This is a genomic window from Pseudarthrobacter sp. LMD1-1-1.1 (assembly GCF_040676255.1).
Lineage (GTDB): Bacteria > Actinomycetota > Actinomycetes > Actinomycetales > Micrococcaceae > Arthrobacter.
Genome location: NZ_JBEGHP010000024.1, coordinates 100703 through 116547 on the forward strand (window position 1 = coordinate 100703; position 15845 = coordinate 116547).

Annotated in this window: 19 protein-coding genes; 10 read left to right on the forward strand and 9 right to left on the reverse strand. The window is 65.3% G+C overall.

The features are described from left to right. Positions 1-6: 6 nt before the first annotated feature. Entirely contained in the window at positions 7-1338 is a 1332-nt protein-coding gene (locus MRBLMD1_RS16875; RefSeq protein ID WP_159630480.1) for an MFS transporter, read from the reverse strand. Positions 1339-1501: 163 nt separating this feature from the next. After that, positions 1502-2107 (reverse strand): helix-turn-helix domain-containing protein, encoded by a 606-nt coding sequence (locus tag MRBLMD1_RS16880; RefSeq protein ID WP_159630478.1) that lies wholly within the window; start codon positions 2105-2107, stop codon positions 1502-1504. 159 nt (positions 2108-2266) lie between these two features. On the opposite strand from MRBLMD1_RS16880, the gene MRBLMD1_RS16885 reads away from it, so the two are divergent. From MRBLMD1_RS16885 to MRBLMD1_RS16900, 4 genes are all read left to right on the forward strand, one after another. After that, positions 2267-2749, forward strand: a complete 483-nt coding sequence (locus MRBLMD1_RS16885; protein WP_364401693.1) for a hypothetical protein — start codon at positions 2267-2269, stop codon at positions 2747-2749. Further along, positions 2746-4512, forward strand: a complete 1767-nt coding sequence (locus tag MRBLMD1_RS16890) for a DUF5671 domain-containing protein (RefSeq protein WP_364402338.1) — start codon at positions 2746-2748, stop codon at positions 4510-4512. The genes MRBLMD1_RS16885 and MRBLMD1_RS16890 overlap by 4 nt, the downstream gene beginning before the upstream one ends. Before the next feature lie 46 nt (positions 4513-4558). Beyond that, positions 4559-6016, forward strand: coding sequence for a hypothetical protein (locus MRBLMD1_RS16895; protein ID WP_364401696.1), 1458 nt, complete (start codon positions 4559-4561; stop codon positions 6014-6016). 132 nt (positions 6017-6148) lie between these two features. Continuing rightward, on the forward strand, positions 6149-6313 hold the full coding sequence (locus MRBLMD1_RS16900; RefSeq protein WP_275180786.1) for a hypothetical protein: 165 nt from the start codon (positions 6149-6151) through the stop codon (positions 6311-6313). A gap of 130 nt (positions 6314-6443) precedes the next feature. Here MRBLMD1_RS16900 and MRBLMD1_RS16905 read toward each other — a convergent pair whose 3' ends face one another. From MRBLMD1_RS16905 to MRBLMD1_RS16915, 3 genes are all read right to left on the reverse strand, one after another. Continuing rightward, entirely contained in the window at positions 6444-6692 is a 249-nt protein-coding gene (locus MRBLMD1_RS16905; protein WP_159630474.1) for a hypothetical protein, read from the reverse strand. Between the two features lie 103 nt (positions 6693-6795). Beyond that, complete coding sequence (locus tag MRBLMD1_RS16910) at positions 6796-7203, reverse strand: SRPBCC family protein (RefSeq protein ID WP_159630472.1); 408 nt, start codon at positions 7201-7203, stop codon at positions 6796-6798. Then, positions 7200-7514, reverse strand: a complete 315-nt coding sequence (locus tag MRBLMD1_RS16915) for an ArsR/SmtB family transcription factor (protein WP_159630470.1) — start codon at positions 7512-7514, stop codon at positions 7200-7202. Before MRBLMD1_RS16915 ends, MRBLMD1_RS16910 begins: the two co-directional genes overlap by 4 nt. Positions 7515-7673: 159 nt before the next feature. On the opposite strand from MRBLMD1_RS16915, the gene MRBLMD1_RS16920 reads away from it, so the two are divergent. The 3 genes from MRBLMD1_RS16920 (at position 7674) to MRBLMD1_RS16930 (ending at position 10685) form a co-directional block, all read left to right on the forward strand. Continuing rightward, positions 7674-8630, forward strand: coding sequence for a zinc-binding dehydrogenase (locus MRBLMD1_RS16920; protein ID WP_275180784.1), 957 nt, complete (start codon positions 7674-7676; stop codon positions 8628-8630). A 166-nt stretch (positions 8631-8796) separates the two neighbouring features. Beyond that, positions 8797-9843: a muramidase family protein gene (locus MRBLMD1_RS16925; protein ID WP_364401702.1), complete on the forward strand. Its 1047-nt coding sequence runs from the start codon at positions 8797-8799 to the stop codon at positions 9841-9843. Between the two features lie 86 nt (positions 9844-9929). Then, on the forward strand, positions 9930-10685 hold the full coding sequence (locus tag MRBLMD1_RS16930; protein WP_364401705.1) for an EAL domain-containing protein: 756 nt from the start codon (positions 9930-9932) through the stop codon (positions 10683-10685). 10 nt (positions 10686-10695) lie between these two features. Here the strand turns inward: MRBLMD1_RS16930 and MRBLMD1_RS16935 are convergent, their stop codons facing one another. Next, on the reverse strand, positions 10696-11001 hold the full coding sequence (locus MRBLMD1_RS16935) for a hypothetical protein (protein ID WP_159630462.1): 306 nt from the start codon (positions 10999-11001) through the stop codon (positions 10696-10698). A gap of 71 nt (positions 11002-11072) precedes the next feature. Between MRBLMD1_RS16935 and MRBLMD1_RS16940 the strand changes: the two genes are divergently transcribed. Together MRBLMD1_RS16940 and MRBLMD1_RS16945 are read left to right on the forward strand one after the other, a co-directional pair. Beyond that, a complete protein-coding gene (locus MRBLMD1_RS16940; RefSeq protein WP_159630460.1) occupies positions 11073-11432 on the forward strand; it encodes a VOC family protein in 360 nt (119 codons plus the stop codon). 100 nt (positions 11433-11532) lie between these two features. Further along, the gene (locus tag MRBLMD1_RS16945; protein WP_364401710.1) at positions 11533-11817 is read left to right on the forward strand and encodes a DUF427 domain-containing protein; all 285 of its coding nucleotides are present in this window, start codon (positions 11533-11535) and stop codon (positions 11815-11817) included. Positions 11818-11911: 94 nt separating this feature from the next. Here the strand turns inward: MRBLMD1_RS16945 and MRBLMD1_RS16950 are convergent, their stop codons facing one another. Further along, on the reverse strand, positions 11912-12253 hold the full coding sequence (locus MRBLMD1_RS16950; protein WP_364401713.1) for a hypothetical protein: 342 nt from the start codon (positions 12251-12253) through the stop codon (positions 11912-11914). 498 nt (positions 12254-12751) lie between these two features. Beyond that, positions 12752-13660 (reverse strand): patatin-like phospholipase family protein, encoded by a 909-nt coding sequence (locus tag MRBLMD1_RS16955; protein ID WP_364401716.1) that lies wholly within the window; start codon positions 13658-13660, stop codon positions 12752-12754. A gap of 190 nt (positions 13661-13850) precedes the next feature. Here MRBLMD1_RS16955 and MRBLMD1_RS16960 point away from each other — a divergent pair, with 190 nt between their 5' ends. After that, complete coding sequence (locus MRBLMD1_RS16960; protein WP_364401719.1) at positions 13851-14324, forward strand: GNAT family N-acetyltransferase; 474 nt, start codon at positions 13851-13853, stop codon at positions 14322-14324. A gap of 87 nt (positions 14325-14411) precedes the next feature. On the opposite strand, the gene eat is transcribed toward MRBLMD1_RS16960, so the two are convergent. Continuing rightward, on the reverse strand, positions 14412-15845 hold the full coding sequence (gene eat / locus MRBLMD1_RS16965) for an ethanolamine permease (protein ID WP_364401722.1): 1434 nt from the start codon (positions 15843-15845) through the stop codon (positions 14412-14414).

A 15845-nucleotide genomic window follows, 5' to 3' on the forward strand; every position in this document is an offset into this window, starting at 1 on the left:
AAGTCCTTACTTTCCGACGAAGATGCCGTTGGTACGGCGTGCGGCGAGGTAGAAAACGATGCTGAGACTGGAGAGGACGGCTACGTAGACCGGGAAGACCCAGGTGAGGTCAAGGGACTGCAGCCAGACCAGGAGGTAGGAGGCCGTGCCGCCGAAGACGGCCACGCCGATGCCGTAACCCAGGGCCACGCCGGTGCCACGGATGTTCTTGGGCATCAGGGAGGAGCTGACCACGTTGTAGAGGGTCATGTTCAGGACCAGGACGATCGAGCCGCCCAGAAGGACTGCTGCGAATCCGCCGATGCCGGGCTGGACGTACAGGAGCATGAGGAACACGGACGGGATGGCCAGGACGCGGGTCACCAGGAACCAGCGGGACATTGACCGGCCGTCGGCCAGCTTGCCGATGATCCAGCTGCCCACCACGAGGATGACGCCCAGGATGGTGGTTAGGGCGAAGACGGCGGTGGGGTCTTCCTTGAAGCCACTGCGGGCGGCGCTGGGCAAGCCCACGTTCCAGGCGTAGTTGTAGGCCTGGGCGGCGCCCACCACGAAGATGATGGCCAGGACGGAGAGCCAGTGCTTGCCCACACCGGACCACACGGTCTTTGCGGTGTTGGCGGCGCGCTCTTCTTCCTTGAGTGTTTCGGGCAGCGAGCGCCGCAGGTAGAGCACCACGAAGCCGAACAAGGCGCCGATGATGAACGGGATGCGCCAGCCCCACTCCCCCATGGCGGCGCCACCGATGGTAAGGCTGCAGACGAAGCTGACGAGGGAGGCCAGCAGGATGCCGATGTTGACGTAGAAAGACATGATGCCGGCCACGTAGCCTTCGCGGCCTTCTGGAGCCAGTTCAACGGCGTGGGAGGTGGAGAGCGGGGCTTCGATGCCGGTGGAGATGCCCTGCAGGACGCGGCATGCCACCAGGATGATGCCGGACCAGGCGCCGATGGTGGCGTAGCTGGGGGTTACGGCGATGACCAGGGTGGTGCCGGCCATCAGCATGATGGACAAAAGCATCACACGGCGGCGGCCGATGCGGTCCGCCAGCGTCCCGAGCAGGATGCCGCCCAGTGGCCTGAAAGCGAATCCGACGGCGAACACGGCCAGCGCGTTCAAGGTGGCGGAGAGAGGCTCGGTATTGGGAAAGAAATTCGGGCCGATGAAGGCGGACAGGAGGCCGAAGACCATCCAGTCATACCATTCCAGGGCGTTTCCCAGGCCGAGGCCCAGGAGTCCTTTACGCACTTCGGGGGAGAATTTGTCGCGGTTGCGGGGGGATGGAGTGGTCGAACGGGATGACGGTACGGCATTGTCCGTCGCTTGGATATCGAGCATGGAAGTGTCCTTACGCTGGCGCCGGGGAGGGCGCAGGAGGGTATGACGCAGCGGCGCCTGTTGGAGGAGGCGCAGGATGCGAAGGTGGCAAGGATTGTCCGGGGCCACGGGTTGGGTCCGGACAGCTAGGGGAAAACGCAGGGGCCGGCGGGGACCGGTTGGCCTACCACTTGTGTGGTGCGTTCACCCAGATGGCTACGCATACCTCTTCGTAGCTGTTCTTGTACCAGTGCGGGGTTTCTGCCGGATAGGTGATGGAGTCGCCTTCTTCCAGGCTGTAGCAGACGCCGTCCAAGTAGACGTCCTTGCGGCCCGAGATGATGTAGCAGAACTCTTCCCCGCTGTGGGTAAAGGGTGTTGCGCTGGTGTCGTGCCCGGGGGGCGTCATGATCCATTGCGCTTCGATGGTGCCGTCACGGTCCGGAGTGAGCAGTTCGTGAACTGCCTCGCCCACGGATTCGCGGGTGACGTTTTTCAGGTTCCGCCGTGCGGATCTGCGAACGACGGGTGACTTGGTTTGGTCCTGGCCGATGAAGAACCTTCCCACGGGAATGTCCAGTCCATGGGCCAGCTGGGCAAGGGTTGTGAAGGACGGGTTGGCCATTCCGCGTTCGATCTGGCTGACGATCGCCTGACTGAGCCCGGTGACATCCGAGAGCTTGGCCAGGGTCATGCCCTTTTCCTTGCGCATGGACCGCACCTTGTTACCAACCGTGGCCAGCAGTTCGCTGGTGGCTGGCGGTGCGGTGGTGCTACTCTCGGTGGTCATCGGTTGTCTTTCACTGGGTGAGCTTACTCACATAACTATAGTGAAGATTTTCACTCAAACAACCCTTTTTCCTAATTATCCTGAAGATTCGACGCGGGCACGGCAAAGACGGGCCAAAAGACACGCGTGGATCGCACGCCCCTGCCCCATACTGGCGCCATGGACGAGACTGCCGCCAGGGAGCACACTGCGCGAAGACCGGACCGGATCCTGCTCGCGCTGGTGGGGGTGGTGGTTCTGCTGGTGGTGGTTGCCCTCGCGGTGGTCTTCACCCGCGGCGAGCCGGCTCCCCTCGATGAGGCGAGCCCGGCCGGGGTGGTCCAGCGGTACAGCAAGGCAGTGATCGACGGCGACAGCACCACCGCCCAGTCGTACCTCACCGAGGGTGCCAAGAGCCGGTGCCGGGGCGCCTACGTCAGCGAGCCGGCCCCCGCCCGGGTTGTCTTGGTTTCGACGACGGAACGCACCGATTCAGCCACGGTGAAAGTTTCGATCGTCCGATCGTCCCAAGGTGGACCGTTTGGCCCGTCGGAGTACGAAATGGAGGACGCCTTCTCGCTCCTGAAGGTGAACGGCAAATGGCTGATCGACCAGCCGCCGTACCCACTGGTGGACTGCACCGTTGTGCCGGTGAAGCCATGACGGCGCCGGCAGCAACCACCGTCCCTGCCCCGGCGGGCGGGCTGGCAACCCTGCGCCGGCTGATCCTGTACGTCCTGCTATTTGCCCTGGTGGTAATCTCGGCCTCAGGGCTCCAGGGACTGCTGGAGCGGCTTTTCCGGACGGCATCCACTCTGGTCTCCGGTGATGTGGCCGGCCTGGCGCTGTCCCTGGCCTTCACCCTGATCGGCGGCCCGCTGGCGCTGCTGCTGTGGTGGTTCGTGTGGAGACGCCTTGATGACGAGTCGGAACGCCGGGCGCCAGGGTGGGGCCTCTACCTGACCGGGATGTACGCGGTTTCGCTGATCATCGCCACCACCTCACTGTTGAATCTGGCCACCTCCTTCATCGATACGCAGGAAAGCCAATGGCCGTCCCCGCTGGCCAACGGGATGGTGTGGTCGGCTATCTGGTGGTGGCACAGGTGGATGTGGAAGCACCCCCGCAAACCGTCGTCACACCTTGAGGACGTGCGGGCCGTCGTAGGCTCTGTTTTTGGGCTGCTGCTGGGCGCCGGCGCCGCCATTGCCGCGCTGGGCACCCTGCTGGACGTGGCGATCCGCGGTTTCACGGCAGCGGCCGCCTTTGAGCCATGGTGGTTCCCTGTCCTGCGGTCCCTGGTATGGGCTGCCGGCGGGGCTGTGGTCTGGTGGTGGCACTGGTTCCGGGAGGGCGGCCGGCGGTTCCAGACAGGGCTGGTGGACGTCACCATCATCGCCGTGGGTATCTTCGTCGCCGGCATCACCGCCCTGGGTGGCCTCGGGGTCATCCTGTTCGTCCTCCTGCGGCTGGCGTTCGACCGGAGCGACCCCCTCAACGACCTGCTCGAGCCACTCGCCCCAGCCATCGCGTCCGGTGTCATCGGGGCCCTGGTCTGGCGCTACCACCGCACCACGTCCGTCACCCGTTCCATCAGGACCCGCCGCGCCAGCCTCCTGGTGACGTCCGCTGTAGCCCTCGCTGCGGCAGCTTCCGGCATCGGCGTTGTGGTCAATGCCCTGCTGGCCGCCGCCGTCTCACCCTTGGCCGGCGGCGCCACCCGCACGCTGCTTCTGGGCGGCATCAGTTCGCTGGTGGTGGGGGCACCGGTCTGGTGGCTGGCCTGGAAGCCGAGGCACCAGCCGCGCACCGCTGGGGACATTCCGCCCGGGCGGCGCGTCTACCTGGTGGCATTCTTCGGCGTCAGTGCCGTGGTGGCCCTCATTACGCTGCTGGTCATCGGCTACCGGCTCTTCGAATTCCTGCTGGGCGATGTCACCGGCGGAAGCCTCCTGGACCGCATCCGCGCACCCCTCGGCCTCCTCGTGGCGGCAGGCCTCGTTGCGGGCTACCACTTCGCGCTCTGGCGGCATGACCGGGCACTGCTTGCCGCCGCGGCGCCCGCGCACAAGCGCGTCGTTGAGCGGGTCACCCTGGTCAGCGGATACCCAGCAGGTTCCGTGGATCCCGAGGCATTGGCCCGCGGCATCGCTGACGGCACCGGCGCCAAGGTGACCACCTGGCTGCGGGCGGACGACGGCGGCCCCGGACTTCCGCCGTCGACTGAGCCTTCACCCGCGGCCGACGATCTCATCCGGCAGGTGACGGCGGCACTGGAGGGCGCCACAACGCAGCAGATCCTGGTCGTTGCAGGCCCGGGGAACCGGCTGGAGGTCATCCCGTTGGTCGGCGTTGGTGGCGCTACAGTCCTTGATGGCCCTGCCGCCCTTGGTGGCCACGCGCCTGGCCGGGTCCTACGGCCCTAGCTGGCGCGGAAGCCGGAGCCTAGCGTGATGGCAAAGGAGGCCGGCGATGGCTGTTCGTAGACCCGTGAAGCATGGTGGTGCCACCTCGGGACGGAACAGCAGGCGCGGCCTCGGATGCCTGGCGGCCGTCCTCCTCGCCTTGGCCGCGTGCACACCCGGCGGTACACCCCCGCCAAGCGGCCCATCCGGCAGTTCGGCCTCTCCCGCCTCCGCCTCCCCTTCCATCACGGGGCCGGCAGTGTCACCGTCCAAGCCCTTCTCGGACGCGGAACTTGCAGCCATCATCAACGGCGTGGGACGGTCGCGCAACCTGCCGTATCCTACGGCCCAGGACTCAACCCGCCTGCGCTCGGGTGCGGCAAGCGGGTCCCTCCCGCAAACCCGGACGGAAACCACCCCGGGTGACTGCGCTGCCCTGGTTCCCCAGGACCCGTTTACCCGGTGGGCGGACAAGGACATCAATTTTGCCGAGGGCGCGATGCCGCCGGCCGGCGGTCAGTCCGGCCCCACCAGCACCATCATGATCGTGTTGCGGTCTGCGGACCAGGACGTCCTCGCCAAGGCCGATTTCGGTTACGGGGATGACCTTGCGGTCCGCTGCAGCCAGTTCGATCTGGCATACACCGAGTCGGGCCGGACCTCCACCTACGCTCTCCAGTTGCTGGCCGCTCCACGCATCGGCGACAAGCAGCATGCGTTCACGCAGGTCACCAAGCCGAAGGGGCAGGGAGACTTCGGCATGGCCGGATTGCGTGTCCTGGACGGCGCCCTGTCCATCACGCTTACGCTCTCTGTTGCCACCCTGAACTCTGAAGCCGACGCCAAACCGGCCGTGGATTCGATGGCGGAACTGGCGAAGGAGCTCATCAGCGAAGCGGGCAGGCCCCAAGCACCAGCGGAACCAAGCGCTCCAAACTCAATGACGCCTGAGCAGATGGTGGCGCTGTTCAAGGGCATGACCGCCCCCGGCGGGGAAACGGTGAGCCTGCCGCAGGCGGGGATCATTGGGCCTCCCCAAGGCTCCACGCCCACAGTCCTGACGCCGCCGGCCGACTCCCCCTGCACCTTCGATGACCAGGCGTACACCGCGTCGCTGGCTGGTTCCGTCTCCGGGCAGGGGCAGATCCAGGGTGCGACCAAGATGGACTACACCGACTTCACCGCCGTCAATATGCCGTCGACTGCGCAGCCGCCCTACCCGTTCGACGCCAGAGCGGAACGGCTCCGCAGCTGTACCTCTGTGCAGGAAATCCTGTTCGAGGGCACGGGCCGGACGTGGTCTCCTGTTGCCGCATTGGCCACCGCCATCACCGCTGATTCGAGCTACGCCGTGGCCTATCAGCTCAGCGACGGCACAGGCCAATGGCACGTGCCGTGCGGGGCGCGCCGGGGAACACTGTCCATCGAGGCTGCCAGCGGCACGGCTTCCCAGGCCGAGGCACAGTCCAGGGCCGACGCACTGGCATCTTTCTTCGACGCTGTTTTCTCCCGTGCAGGAAAGTGAATGTGCCACCGGTCCATCTCCGCTGGCAGCCTTCCTCAAGATTTGCGCAGTTTATCCGGCTGGTGGATTAACCCTCTTCCCTTGGCATTCGGGGGTGCCTAGTGTGGGCACACACGCTTGCAAGGGGGATAAGTGAAAAGCTCAGTCGAAGGTCTTCAGGACGCCACGGACCAGGATGCGCAGCAGGTCGCTGTGGCGGATTCACTGGACGTACAGCAGAAGCTGGCGGAATGGACGTCTGACTGTCTCCTGACATTGCACAGCCCCGTCAGGTTCACCCGGGCAGACTGGCCCTAGCGTCCGGTTGCCGGGCTGACGGGACGGGCCACCTGGACCACCGGTATGACTCCTCAGAGCCATGCGCCCAACACGGCCAGCGCACTGGCCCAGGTCGTTACCCGCCGTTTCAGGCCCGCCCGGCTGATGTTCAGCTGGACGCGTCCCGCTCGATTTCCTCGGCGAGGTCATCCACTTCTTCGGGGCGTGCATCAATGCCCGCTTCCTCGAACCGTTCTTCAAGGACGTGGGCTACGTCGTCCTGGACCTGGCCCAGTTGGATGTCGTGGCGGACATCCTCGGCAATGCTCTCAGGCGTCTCGACGTGTCCGCTGCCGCCCACAATCCCGTCGTTGCCGTCAAAGGGATCGTTGGCTCCGCCCGCTCCGGAATCAGTCATACTCCATCGTTACCCTTCTCCGTCCGGCAGTAAACGGGCGGAAGGATCCCAGGGGAAGGGACGACGGCGGCCGCGTCCCGCCGTCGTCCCTTCCCCTGCAACGTCAGGCTGCTTCGGCGAGAAGCCCGTCGATGCGGGTCAGCAGCCCCGGCCAGCCGTTGCCCATGCCTTCGATGGCGTGGCGGCCCATGGGTGTGTCGAGCTGGAAGCCGGCGTGTTCAAAGTGGAGGACGGTGCCGTCCTCGACGGGCTCAAGGCGCCAGGTGATGGTGGTGTCCAGCTGGCCTTCGGAGAACAGGAAGCTGATGGACTTTCCGGGGTCTACGGCAAGGACCTCGCACTGCTGCTGGCCCCAGGCGTCCATGTCCATGGTGAAGCGGTGCCCTGCAACGGGTGCGATGTTGCCTGGCGCCCACCAGCGGGCCAGCAGTTCCGGGGTTGTCAGGGCGGCCCAGACGGCGGCGGCGGGGTGCGGGTAGCGGCGTTCCAGCCTGATCGCGTTGTCGGTCATGTCGGTTTCTCCTCGTCCAGAAGGTCTGCCAGCGCATCCAGCCGCTGGTTCCAGTAGTGCTCGAAGTGCTTCACCCAGGTGCCAACCTCGGCGAGGGGCGCCGGCTGGAGGTGGTACACCCTGTTCCGCCCCTGCCGTTCCTCCCGCACCAGCCCTGCATCCCGGAGCACGGCGAGGTGCTCCGACGCTGCCGGACGGCTGAGGTCCAGCAGGCCGGTGAGTTCACCAGCGGTCCTGGGTCCCTGGCGCAGCTCGTCCAGGATTTTCCGCCGCGCCGGGTTGGATACGGCGGCGAAGATATCGGGAAGCACATTTTCATTATACGTCGGAAATTTCCGACCTATCCGAAAAGGGCAGAAGGCGGCCATGTTCCCCGTATCGCATCAGGGCTACGCTGGGCCGAAACAGGCGTACGCTGTAATTACATGCAAATGCATGAACTTACCTAACGGACCGAAGGAGAATGCCCCATGAAGGCATGGCAGTTCACCGGCACCAACAACCCCCTCACCCTCAACGAAGTGGCTGAACCCAGTGCCGGTCCGGGCCAGGTAGTAGTCAGCGTCAGAGCCGCCGGGGTGTGCCACTCGGACGTGACCGCCCTCGACGACGCCGGCTGGATGCCGCTGTTCCCGGAACTCCCCCGCACCATGGGCCACGAAAATGCCGGCGTCATCACCGAAGTAGGCCCCGGCATGGAGCACTGGAAGGTGGGCGACCGGGTTGGCCTCTCCCCCGTCATGAAGGACGGCGACGCGTTGGGTTACGGCAAATGGGACGGCGGTTTCGGCCCCAAACTGCTCGCCACCGACGACAACCTGGTGAAACTGCCCGATGAGGTCTCCTTCGAGCTGGGTGCGATGGCCACCGATGCCGGACTTACCGCCTACCACGCCATCATGGCCGTGGGCGGGGCCAAGGCGGGCATGAAGGTAGGCGTGATCGGCCTGGGCGGGCTGGGCTACATCGGCGCCCGCGTCGCAGCACTGTCAGGCGCAGAAGTCTATGGCGCCGAGGTGAACCCCGAGACACAGAAGCTCGCGGACGAGATCGGCCTGGCCGGAGTGGCTGACTCCATCACCGAATTCAAGGACAAGAACCTGGACCTGATCGTTGATTACGCCGGGTTCGGCACCACCACCTCCGCGGCACTTGAGACCCTCGCCGAGTTCGGCACGCTGGTCCAGGTGGGCATGGGACGCCTTGAGGCGACCATCAACACCTACCCGCTGATCATCAACCAGCTGTCCATCAAGGGATCCAAGTCGGGCACCAAGGAGGACCTCGAGAACCTCTACGCCCTCATGAAGTCGGGCGAACTGAACCCGCCGATGAACCTCATCCAGCAGGCCGATATCCCCGGCGCCATCGACAAGCTGCGCAAGGGCGGCGTGGTGGGCCGCTTTATCGCGGTCTACGAGGACTGAATCAGCCGCGCGCTGGGCTGAGCGGACGATGGCGGCCGGGTCGCGCCGTCGTCCGCTTGCTTTTTTGACGGCTGCTGCGGCACGCCCACGGTTCATCCACTAGGCTCACTTTTGGTCCGTTGTGGACCTTGACCCGGCTGCGCCGGACTTATTGGGGGACATATCCATGGTGGAAACTTGCACTACATCAAAGACGCCGTCCAAGCGCGTGGCCTGGCCGCATACCGCGGCAATTGTCCTGCTGCTGGCCGGGTTGGCGGGATGTACCTACTCTGATCACGCGGCAGAGCCGGCGGCCGCCGTCCAGTCCACACCCGCCCCCACCACGTCCTCCGCCGCGAAGCCCGCGTTGAGTGGAGAAACCGTGCGGGACTCGTTTGGCAACGTGGACTTTTACACCACGGCGGCGGGCGACACGCTCGCAGCAGTAGCGAAGGCATACAAGCTTTCCGAGGCAAAGGTCGCAGAGTTTAACGGACTCCAGCCCGGAACTCCCCTCACTCCGGGCACGAAGCTCCGGCTGCTGCCGTCCGGACCAACGCGGGGCGCAATGGGCGCTGCCACGGGCGACGTAAACGGCATTCCAATGGATTACACAGTGGAACCCGACGACAGCCTGGCCGGCATCACCTACCGGTTCAACCTGACCGAGGAGCAGTTGGCGGAAGCAAATAAGGTTCCGTTCGCCTACGAAAAGGGGAACGTCTTCTTCATCCAGGCCGGAAGGGCCATCCGCCTGCAAAAAAACCCGGTGGACAGCCGCTCGGGGTCCGGCACAGAGGTCAACAACTCGTTCGGCCAGACGGTCTTCTACACCACGGTGGACGGCGACTCGTTCGACAGCCTTGGCTACAAGTTCCGCTCAACCACCGCACAGATCCTGCTGTACAACCCTTCCTTGGCGGCGGACCAGCCCATCCCTCCAGGCACGAAGGTTCGCCTGATTCCGGGCGCACTGAAGATTGAGGGCGCACAGGGAAGCTTCACCGCAGACGCCAACGGGATTCCGCTGACCTACACCACGGCGCCCGGGGACACGGAGCGTCAGATCGTCTTCCGCTTCGGCGCGACTGACCTGCGCGCGGCCAATCGCCCCAGCAAAGGAACAGGCGGGGCGTGGTACGAATTTACCGACCTGCCGGCCGGGGAACTGGCACCCGGGCAGACCATCAGTGTGGCGCTGGACAAGCCCATCAATAATCCCGAACGCTAACGTCAACACTCAGTGACCCGGCCCATTCACTGCGGGCAGAGACCTGGGGTGCCCTACTCTGGAGTAACCCGAGAGAGGACCCGACATTGGCGTGCGACGGCTGCACCACATCTTCGCGGCTGGACTTTGACTTCAGCATGGCCTTCCAGCCGATTTTCGACGCTGGGGCGCACCGCGTCTGGGGCTATGAGGCCCTGGTCAGGGGCTTGTCCGGCGAGGGCGCCTACGAGGTCCTGGGAAAAGTGCTGCCGGAGCAGCGGTACCGTTTCGACCAGGACTGCCGGGTTAAGGCCATCGAGCTGGCATCACGGCTGTTCCCGTCGGATGAGGAGCTGATGCTGTCCATCAACTTCATGCCCAATGCGGTCTATGAGCCGGCGGCCTGCCTCCGCGCCACCCTCCATGCCGCGAAGCGCTGTGGCTTTCCGACATCGTCCATCATGTTTGAGTTCACGGAGAACGAAGAAGTCACCGACACCGCCCACCTGACCAGCATCATCACCGAGTACCGTAAACAGGGCTTCACCACAGCCATCGATGATTTCGGTGCCGGCCATGCGGGGCTGGGCCTGTTGGTGGACTTCCAGCCGGACTTGTTGAAGATCGACATGAAGCTGATCCGTGGCATTGACACCAGCCCGGCACGGCAGGCAGTGGTGGCCGGCATCGGCGGCATCGCAAAGGAGCTGGGAATCACGGTGCTTGCAGAGGGCGTGGAAACCGAGGAGGAGTTCCGGGTCCTGAAAGCCGGTGGAGTCCGCTTGTTCCAGGGCTACTGGTTCGCCAAACCGGAATTCGAGGCCCTGCCGGGAATCCGGGCGCTGGGCATCCCCGCCGCCTAGCCCCGGCCCCTCACTCCTGGGCGGATCCTCCCTTGCGGCCCAGCCTGTACCCCGCCCAGAACGCGAGCACCAGCAGGCCGGCCACCATGACAGCCAACCCGATCTGAGTGCCTTGCGTGACGAAGGCGGCCCCGTTGGCAACGAACGGCTTATTGCTGAGCGGCGCGTAGGCGAACCAGCCAGTGAAATCGCGGTTCAGGTAGGCGATCAGGACGCCCGCCAGCACTGCCGCAATTCCCAGCACAGGCACCGCGGCGGCAGGAACTTTGGCGTGCTTTGACGGTCGGTGTTCTTCAGGTGTGTTGTCTTCCCCCATGCCCGCGAGTCTAGCCGTGCCCCGCTTCCCGGTACCTACCGGGCCAGGCGGATCGGGTCTAGGCTGGCCGGATGTTGACTATAGGAACCATTGTCCTCGGCGTCAACGACGTCGCCGCCGCCACCAAGTTCTGGAACGACGCCATCAGCTATGTCCCCCGGGAGGCCGGCGACGAGACGTGGGTGACCCTTGTACCGTCGTCGGGCCCGGGCACGGAACTGTCCCTCATGCTCAGCGAAACCCCGGTCCAGGACCACCCGCGGATCCACCTGGACCTGTATGCGGACGACCAGTCCGCGGAGGTGGAGCGCCTGGTCGCGCTCGGCGCACGGCGCGTGGACTGGGACTCGTACCCGGAGGACCCCGACTTCGTGGTCCTGGAGGATCCGGACGGGAACCGGTTCTGCGTCATCGACAAGAGTCCACGGTAGGACCGGGCCCCGGCATCCCGGGAACAAGCCCGGTGCGCGGCCCGTTGGCATCCGTACACGTACCGCATCCCGATGCGGTGGAACCGACGGAAGGGATCTCATGGTCAGGGCTGTCTGGAACGGAAAAGTCATCGCCGAATCCGCGGACACGGTGGTGGTGGAGGGAAACCACTATTTCCCGCGCGACGCCGTCAATCCCGCGTATTTGCGGGACAGCGACAAGAACAGCTTCTGCCCGTGGAAGGGCACGGCCAGCTACCACACGCTGGACGTTGACGGCGAGCTGAACGAGGCCGCGGCCTGGTACTACCCGGAGCCCAAGCCGCGTGCGAAGCATATTGAGGATCGGGTTGCGTTCTGGCGAGGCGTCACCATCGAGGCTTGACAGGCCGCGTGAAGCGGACGACGGCGGATACTTGTCCGCCGTCGTCCGCCCCCCAACAATGTGGCCCGGCACGCATCATTGAGTGCCGGGCCGGCTAAGCGGCGAGCGGCAGGTCGAACAACTGCTCAGCAAGCCTGATGAGGTGGCGGGGAGCGTCGCACTCTCCGTCCGACGGGCCGCGGCCCAGGAACAGGGCCGTCCCCTGGATGGTTCCGTCGAGATCGATTCCGGCCTCGCGGATGAGCACCTCAGCGCGGGGATTCGTGGCCAGCGCATGGGTGGGGCTGTCCAGATAGACGCGCCAATCCATGCCGGCGATGTGGCCGATGCCGCCGGAGGCGATCTTCTGGAAGGCCGTCTCATCAAGGTCGATCGGCCGGAGGTGGACTGGCTGGGTGAGTCGGGTGGGGACGACTAAAGCGTTGTGGGAGGTCATCACGGTGGTGTCCTTCGGCTGATCGCCCGGCTGTGGGCGCGGTGGAGCTTGCCGCTGTGGCGCGGGCGGCCGCGGGCTAGGAGTCCCGGGCGGCCGCCCGCTGGCATGGTCAGCGCTGGTTTTTGCGCGGTTTTATAAAATTCAGTTCGTTATTTTCGTTTTTCGCTCTTTTGTCGGCCCGTTTTTCCAGGATGGACTTGCCGGCTTTTTTCGCGGCGCCGCTTTTGGGGGAATTTTCCGGACATCGGAATCACGCCTTTCTTTGCTTTGCGTTACCCGATACCATACCTACTTTTATTTTTTTATCCAGTCCTGCGAATGCCCGTCAGCAAGCGGCATGATGGCGCACACTGCCGGGCGTGCAGGATGGGTTCGGAGCCGGGTGGGTTTTTTTAAAATTTTGCCGGCCCGCAGGGATTTGCGTTTCTTTTGCTTTGCCTCAAGAAAGCAGCCGGAAACTCTGCGCGCACCAGGAAAACAACCTCAAATTCGCTTATTTCATTTCCTCCAGAATTCTGTGAGCATCGCGGCGCGGGCTTTTCCTTCGTTGTATCCGGACTGGGCTGCTGCGGGACGGAGTGACACATCCATTGCGTTGGCTCCGAACATGTGCCCGGCCCCGCTGTCCGGGAAGATGACTTCGACCCTGCTGCCCCCTGCCCGCAGCTCTTCCACCTGCGCCGCCAGCTGCATGCCCCATTCCAGTGGCATCCGCGTTCTGCCACCGAAAGGCGACAGAACCAGGACACACCCGCACCCGGCCGCCAGGTCGGCGTTCTCGTTGCGACGGTAGCCGCCGTCGATATAGCTCCTGTCCCCAATCCTGTACGCCGAGCCGCTGGAGCAACTGGCGGCGACGGCGTCAACCAGGTCGATGCCGCTGGTGCGGTCGAACACTGCCGGGTCCCCGGTAGCCGCATCGACGGCTGTGATCAGCAGTTCATGCTCCGGCCATTCTTCCGTGGGCAGCCGGGCCGCGACCGTGGCGCGCCACCGCTCCGAGGCGTCGTAGGCCGCCGCCAGGTCCAGTGCCGTTGCGCCCATCCTGCGGCGCATGTCCGGCGCATCCACGGAGGCGGCGATGATCCTGCCGGTCCGCTCCAGATAGTCGGGCACCGGGCCGCCGGACGTTCCCGCGGGACGCGTCCGCTGCGGAAGCGGAGCGTCAAGGACGGCGGCATAGAGTTCGGCGGCCCGGGCGCCGGCAATCTGCGCGGCTGCCGTGGACCCCGCCGATGTTCCTATGACCCGGTCGGCGCCGGTCACGTCCAGCCCGGCGTCTGCCAGCCCGGCGAGGACGCCGATCAGCCACGCGTTGCCGGTGGAGCCACCGCCTCCAAGGACCAGGGCGCGTTTGGATCTTCCCGTCGGAGCGGCGTGCGGGACGGAGGAAGGTGTTGTGTTCATGGGAGTCGCCTTTCGCGAATGTGCCTGTGCGGCGCTCCCGGTGGTGGCTGGGTCAGCCGCTGATCGTCGACTGCGGGGGAGCGCCCATTACGGATACAGCATTCATGGGTCTCACCTCCTGGAGCCGGGTCACGATCAGGGGAATCCTGCCACACGGGCGCTGATATTCGCAACGGGTAAATTTGAAGCGATGATTTCGATTGACCGGGACAGCCCCACGCGCGATGACGTCCACATGCTCCTGAGCGAACACCTGGCCGACATGTTCGCCACCTCGCCCGCCGAAAGCGTGCACGCCCTGGACCACTCCGCCCTGTCCGCCCCGTCGATCACGTTCTGGACGGCCCGTGAGGACGGCACCCTTTTGGGGTGCGGCGCGCTTAAGCTGCTGGACTCCCCCGCCGGCACGGCGAGGCATGGCGAGATCAAGTCCATGCGCACTACAGCAACCGCCCGGGGACGCGGCGTGGCCACCCTCCTGCTCGGGCACATCCTTGATGCCGCCCGGACGCGGAACCTTGAGCGCGTCTGCCTGGAAACTGGAACCGAGGACTACTTTGCGCCCGCGCGGAGGCTCTACGCCCGGCACGGGTTCACGGAGTGCCCGCCGTTCGCCGACTACGTGCTGGACCCCCACAGCGTGTTTATGGAACTCCGCCTGTAGTCCCACACAAGGAAAGCGGACGACGGCGGGTGGGCCCCCGCCGTCGTCCGCTCCTGAAGCAGCGCTCGATTCAGCTTCCGCCTCCGGTCACCGAAGCTCTGCCTCCGACGCCCGAAGCCGGGCGAATTCCTCCTCCGGGGCACCGGCCACCAGGCGGTGGCGGCTGTAGAAGGCGAAGTAGAGCAGGCCGATGACGAATATTGCCGCAGTGATCGCGGCGGCCTGGACGTCCACGACGAAGGTGGCCACGACCGCGATGACTGCGAGGACGAGTCCGACGGCGGTGGTCAGTGTGCCGCCAGGGGTCCGGTAGGGGCGGTGCAGCTCCGGTTCACGCCTGCGGAGCACGATGTGGGAGAGGTTGAGCAGCACGTAGGACACGGCTGCGCCGAACACTGCGATGTTGATGAGTTTGTCTCCGTCGGCGACGGCGGCCGCGAGGATGAAGCCGATGGCGCCGGGGACGATCAGCGCCCAGGTGGGTGTTTTTCGTGAGCTGGTGCGGCTGAGCCAGGTGGGAAGGTAGCCTGCGCGGGACAGTGCGAAGAGCTGGCGGGAGTAGGCGTAGACGATGGAGAAGAAGCTGGCCACGAGTCCGGCGAGGCCTGCGTAGTTGACGAACACGGCCAGGCCGTCATTGCCGACAGCGCGCAGGGCGTCAGGGAGCGGGCTCGAGGACGTGCTCATCGCCGCCGCCCCGGCTCCGCCCGGAGCAAGAACCAGGACGGACAGGCCGGTGAACGCCAGTACGGCCATTGCGACGATGATGGCGCGGGGCATGTCCCGCTGCGGATTTTCGGCCTCCTCGGCCGCCAGGGGCACGCCCTCAACAGCCAGGAAGAACCAGATGGCGAAGACCAGCGCGCCGAGGATGCCGCCGGCACCATTGGGCAGGAACGCGCTGGCACCGGCGGAGTCAGTGACCGGAATATCGAACAGCTTTGCGGGATCAAAGTGCGGCACCATGCCGATGACGAAGGCGATCAGCGCCACCACGGCGATTCCCGTGATGGCGAACATTGCCTTAAGCGCCTCGCCGACGCCAACCAGGTGGATACCGATGAACAGCGCGAAGCACACGAGGTACACCGGCCAGCCGTCCGTGATGCCGAACAGTCGCAGGCTTTCCACATAGCCGCCGATGAAGACAGCGATCGCCGCAGGCGCTATCGAATACTCGATGAGGATGGCGAGCCCGGTGGCGAATCCGCCCAAACGGCCGAGCGCGCGGCGGGCAAAGCCGTACCCGGCACCGGCCACGGGCAGCGCAGAGGACATTTCGGCAAGACCGAAGACCATGCAGGCGTACATGACGCCCATCAGGACGAAGGCGATCAGCAGGCCGCCCCATCCCCCGGCCTCCAGGCCGAAGTTCCAGCCCGAAAAATCGCCGGAAATCACGTACGAAATGCCAAGGCCGGCAAGGAGCAGCCAGCCTGCGGCGCCCCGCCTGAGGGACCGCTGTTCAAAATAGGCCTTGTCCACGGCCCGCTGGTCAGCGGCCGGAAGGGTTTGAGTCAT